The sequence below is a fragment of the Mesorhizobium erdmanii USDA 3471 genome, from assembly GCF_000472705.1.
GTDB lineage: Bacteria > Pseudomonadota > Alphaproteobacteria > Rhizobiales > Rhizobiaceae > Mesorhizobium > Mesorhizobium erdmanii.
In genome coordinates this window covers 1-5,433 of sequence record NZ_AXAE01000051.1, presented here as the reverse complement: position 1 = coordinate 5,433, position 5,433 = coordinate 1, and the positions used below count along the sequence as shown (strand labels likewise).

General features: G+C 56.4%; 3 protein-coding genes. 2 read left to right on the top strand and 1 reads right to left on the bottom strand.

Annotation, left to right across the window (positions count from 1 at the left end; genetic code table 11):
- Positions 1-59: 59 nt before the first annotated feature.
- A protein-coding gene (locus A3AU_RS0127360; protein WP_154674525.1) for an IS3 family transposase occupies positions 60-1,159 on the bottom strand; the annotation gives its coding sequence in 2 pieces (ribosomal slippage) (positions 60-907 and positions 907-1,159; 1,101 coding nt in all).
- Positions 1,160-1,298: 139 nt separating this feature from the next.
- On the opposite strand from A3AU_RS0127360, the gene A3AU_RS0127350 reads away from it, so the two are divergent.
- Entirely contained in the window at positions 1,299-1,766 is a 468-nt protein-coding gene (locus A3AU_RS0127350) for a GNAT family N-acetyltransferase (RefSeq protein WP_154674683.1), read from the top strand.
- 548 nt (positions 1,767-2,314) lie between these two features.
- Positions 2,315-5,433: autotransporter outer membrane beta-barrel domain-containing protein (locus A3AU_RS1000000139200; RefSeq protein ID WP_470362444.1), on the top strand; the 3,119-nt coding region annotated here is incomplete at its 3' end.

The following is a 5,433-nucleotide window of genomic DNA, read 5'->3' as shown; positions in this document are numbered from 1 at the left end:
TGACCTGAGACCCATCTTTGCTCCAGCTCAGTGGAGAGTCCGGGGTTTCATTTCTGGCCTCATGCGGCCTGTTTTTCCAGTGCCATTTTCATGGCGAATTCGCTCGGCGTGATGTTGCCCAGTGCTGAGTGTGGTCTGTGCCGGTTGTAGTCCTCCTTCCAGAGCTGGATCGCCGCCCGTGCTTCCGCGAGGGTGGAAAACAGCGTTTCGTTCAGGCATTCGTCGCGGAACCGGCCGTTGAAGCTTTCCACGAAGCCGTTCTGCATCGGCTTGCCGGGCGCGATGTAATGCCATTCGACGCCGCTCTCCTGGCACCATTTGAGGATGGCCATCGAGGTCAGTTCGGTGCCGTTGTCGGAGACGATCGTGCAGGGCTTGCCGCGATGGGCGATGATGGCGTCCAGTTCCCGGGCCACGCGGGCGCCTGACAGCGACGTGTCCGCGACCAGCGCCAGGCATTCCCGCGTGAAGTCGTCGACGACGGCCAGAACCCGGAACCGCCGGCTGTCCGTGAAGGCATCGCTGACAAAGTCGAGCGACCAGCGCTCGTTCATCCGGCCCGGCACGATCATCGGCCTTCTCGTTCCCAGGGCCCGCTTGCGGCCGCCACGCCTGCGAACCTGCAGCTTCTCCTCCCGGTAAAGCCGCCGTAGCTTCTTCTGGTTCATCACCATCCCTTGCCGTTCAAGCATGATGTGGATGCGCCGGTAGCCGAAGCGCCGCCGCTGCGCGGCAACCGTCTTCATCGCGGCTCGAAAGACAGCATCATCGGGCCGGATGCTTTTGTAGCGAACGCTCGAGCGATCGACGAAAAGAGCCTTGCACGCCCGACGCTGGCTCACCCCATGCTGATCGCAGGCGTGGACCACAGCGCTTCGCTTGGCATCGGGCGTCACCATTTTTTTGCAGCGACATCCTTGAGGATGGCGTTGTCCAGCATCTGCTCGGCCAGCAGCTTCTTCAGTTTGGCATTCTCTTCCTCCAGCGCCTTCAGCTTGCGCGCATCGGAAACGTCCATGCCGCCAAACTTGGCCTTGTATTTGTAGAACGTCGCTTCCGAGATCCCGTGCTTGCGGCAGACATCGGCGGTCTTCATCCCCGCCTCCTGCTCCTTCAAAATCGCGATGACCTGTTGTTCCGTGAACCGTGAACGCTTCATTCGTCCGTCTCCTCGATCAGACGGACTCTACCAAAAACTGGAGGAGATTCAGGGTCTCAGGTCACGTGTCATGCGCGCTGAGGCAGAGACTTTGCGGCATGCCGAAAAGTCCGCGCAACAGAGCCCTCGGCAGAGCATCGTGCGTGTGCGCCTGTCTGAAGATGGAGACTGGGCGGCGATACGTCCACTTGTTCGCCAGCACCATGCCCGGACCATCTTTGCAGACATTCCCTTTTCCGAGGCGAAGTTCGACGAGATCGAAAAGCAGATCAGTCGTTCGCCGCCGAACCAATGTCTGCTCGTGGCCGAAGCCCGGGGCAAACTGGCCGGTCTGGCCTGGTTCTCCGCCGGCGAATACATGATCGGCGAAGGCGGATTGATGACCACCACTCACCTCATTGCCGTCGATACGCAACGTTGCGGCCGTTTCCTGTCTGCAATAGTTTTTACGCGCCTGGTTCGCGGCATCGTGCTGTGGTCGAACAGCCGCAATGCCAGGTATGTCCTCATCCATGTGACGACGGGCACGGCAATCAAGGAGACAGATCGTTTGTTGCGAGCCGGCGGCGCCAGGCTGCTGGGAGGCGGATATGTCATCGATGTGTAGCTCCGAATTACTGCCATATGCATCAGGGCGAGAACTATACGTTTGCGAAGTGTATCGCACTTAACGAAACCAATGATCCATGGCGCGTAGGCGTGCCTCGGATTTCTGGGTGAGAGAAGTTTTATAGACTTGATACCGATTTGAAAATCTTGTCTGCAAAAGAGGCGGAGTTCCATGAACGATGAGGTAAATAACAATGGAAAAGACAAAATTTATAGGCACATTTAGAATTCTGTTCATTCTTTGTTTTATTTACGAATTTTTATGCCTATTACTTCTGTCAAAAGGCATCGGCGGATACTTAGTTATATCCAACAAAGGCAGTCAGTTACAGAATCTTAACCAAGGGCGGTTGGTTCTTATCCTTCTGATGTTTATGACGGCTTACGTTTTAGTGAATTATGATAAGCACAACAATAAACTTAATTTAGCAAACGACCCGAAGATTACGGTGAAATCTTTAAGAAGTTCTCAGATAGCAATAATTATTATAATGACATCCGCATCTTGGTTGGTATCTTAAGGCACGATTTCTTTGGAGAAGCGCCATGTCACTGGACATTGTTAATAAAAGCGGTTGGGGCTCCGTCATCGGTTTACCTGAAATCGGCGGAATTAGCTTTAGCGTCGGATATCGATCAACTCTTAGTTTATTCGGTGAGCAATCTATTGTCAGCGTTTCTGGATCATACTATGTTGATGTTACTTTGGAGGCAGGAATATACAGTTTAGGGTGGAGTATAGACGACAATGGATCGCTAGTGAGCTTTGGAGCTGGCGCTGATTTAGGTTATGTCGAGGGTGCGCATGGTTTTGCTGGCGTTAGTAAGGGTGTGAATTCGTTCGGAGTCGACGCTGCAGTTGACGCTATGCTTGGTCCGCTGGGCAGTTTCGCTACTTTCGGAATTGACGTTGGCTTAAACTATACGTGGGGCCAAGACGCATACACGCCCGGCCTCGCTTTTTCGGCAGCGATGTCACAAGAAGGAAACAGTGCGTACTTGGCAGGTGTTGCCGGAAGTGCGTATGACCTAGCTTCCACCGAAAGCAGACCACACTATCCAAATCTGCAGTTTGCCTACGACGCTGTTGCTCTGCAGCAACTGTATGATGGAACACTCGAGGCCTGGACTGGTTGGGATTCGCCCAAAGAGCGCATGACACCCGCTGACTGGGCGGGACAGAATCGCGGCCTAGTTGGTGCAATCGCTGTCGAGGGTATTACATCTAATGCGATGCGTTCTGAGTCGACCGAGGCGGCGCGAGCTGCGGAGGAAGAGCGCCAGGCCGCTATTGCCAAAAGCACCGACGTTTCTGGCTTTGGCAGTTACAAGACAGACCAGGCGATCGCAGAGGCTGCGCGCCGCGCCACCGAAGCTGACGCGCGGGCTCCGGAGCAAAGCGGGAACCCGACTGGCCATGACGTTGACTATGGAACGTCCGACACTTTCGGCACGAGCGGGGCCACGCAGAGTGGTAATCGGACTGGCCATAACCTCGGCTACGAGTATTCTCCCGATGTTGGTTTTCTTGGCGGTGTGCAGACTGGCGTCCAGAATCCATCTTATACACAGGCCCCGACTGTTAATCTGGTGACCGGGACAGTCCCTATGGAGGTTCCAGACTATACGCCAATCACGCCTGGCACTATTCTCAATACGATATATACCCCGGATGAGCCTTATGCCTCCATCGTCGCCCCCGCCGCTGTGGCTCGCGCCCGTGTCCGTCCCACCCCAGTTGCCCCTGTCCGTGTGGCGATCCCAACTGCTGTCGTGCCACCGTCGGTCATCGTCGATGGCCAGCAAAGCTCTATTCCAATCGACATCCTCGGCGAGGCTACTCAGACCCAAATAGATAAAGGATTGTCTGCCGCGACCACCAGGGCATCGATTGAACAAGCTGCGGCAAGACTGGGCATAAATCCGAAAGATCCCAACTTGCAGACGATGATCGATCGGAAACTGTCTCAGGCTGGCATGTCCGATCACACAACCGAGGCGGGCGCCACCAGGTCTGGTCCCATAAACGACGTTGGTGGGTATTCCACCACCGGCTATGATCATAACGGCAACTACAGCAGCAGCGCGGCCAGCCATACCAGCGGCCCCGGCCCTAGCAGCGGTACTTCGTCCACCGGCGGTACTTCGTCCACCAGCGGAACAAGCGCGACGTCCAGCAATGACCACGCCGGTCATTATAATGGCGATTCTTCAGGAAGCAGCTCCAGCAAACCCGTGGTGCTTGACCTGTCCGGCAACGGCCTTTCCGTCGACACCTTGTCGACCTCATCGCAGTTCCTCGATCTTGATGGCGATGGCTATCAGCACCGCACAGCCTGGGCCGGCGCGGGCAACGGGGTTCTTGCTCTGGATCTCTACGGTGACGGCAAGATTCATCAGCAGAATCAGTTTGCTTTCACGAAATGGGATCAGTCGGCGACCGGCGATCTTCAGGCGCTCAAAGATGTCTTTGATACCAACCACAACGGAAAGCTCGACGCCGGCGATACCGACTGGAGCCTGTTCAAGGTCATGGTCAATGGGCAGATGGTATCGCTGGCCTCGCTTGGTATCACCTCGATAGACCTGACGCCGACGGGCAGCGGCCAGACGTTCAGTGACGGCTCGGCCATCACGGGTACGACAACCTACACCAAGTCCGACGGCACAACCGGGCAGGTCGGTGACGCGGTGTTGGCGAGCGATAGCAATGGCTATCTGATCCATCAGACCCAGACGACCAATGCCGACGGGTCTGTCACGACGGATATCCTCGGCGACAACGCCGATGGTTCCGAGGCTTTCGAAAATGTGGTGACGGTCAGCGCCAACGGCCTCAACAAGACCATCAAATATGACGATGCGGGCAACGGCGTGTTCGACCGGACACAGACCGATAATACCGTCGTGAATGCCGATGGCTCCCGCACTGCGACGAGCACGAATTTCAATGTGGATGGTTCGGTAAAGGACCGGACAGCCAGGACCATCACTGCTGACACCAAGACTGTCACGACTCTGCTCGACCAGAACGGGGACGGTATTTGGGATCAGTCCGAAATCTTTGTCAGCAATGCGGACGGCTCGACCAGCACGACGACGAAGCAGCTAGCCACCAATGGGGCGATGATTCACCAAGTTGCCGTTACAACAAGCGCCAACGGGTTGATCAAGACAACCAACGCTGACCACGCGGGCACCGGCAGCTTCGACTACATCACCACGGATACGACGGCTGTGAATGCGGATGGCAGCCGGGTGGAAACCGTGACGGACACCGGCAACAATGGCACACTTCTTGACAAGACGGTAACGACAACTAGCGCCGATGCACGTAGCAAGACAGTCCGGACTGACCATGCCGGCGCGGGCAGCTTCGATGAGGTGACCACATCCTCCATCGTCATCAATACTGACAATTCGTTGACCGAGACCGTCTCGACCTACAATGGCGCCGGCACCACGCTGATCGGCACCACCGTCACCACCACCAGTGCTGACGGCCTGACGAATTCGGTGAAGCACTATCTCGACGGCGGCGCCTCGCCAGTAGACACAGCCTGGGACATCGTGTCGATCGGCGCGGACGGCTCGCGCACCGAGCAGGTTCTGGACTACTCTCTCAATGGCGCGCTGCTGAGCAAGAGCGTTACCGTCATCAGTGG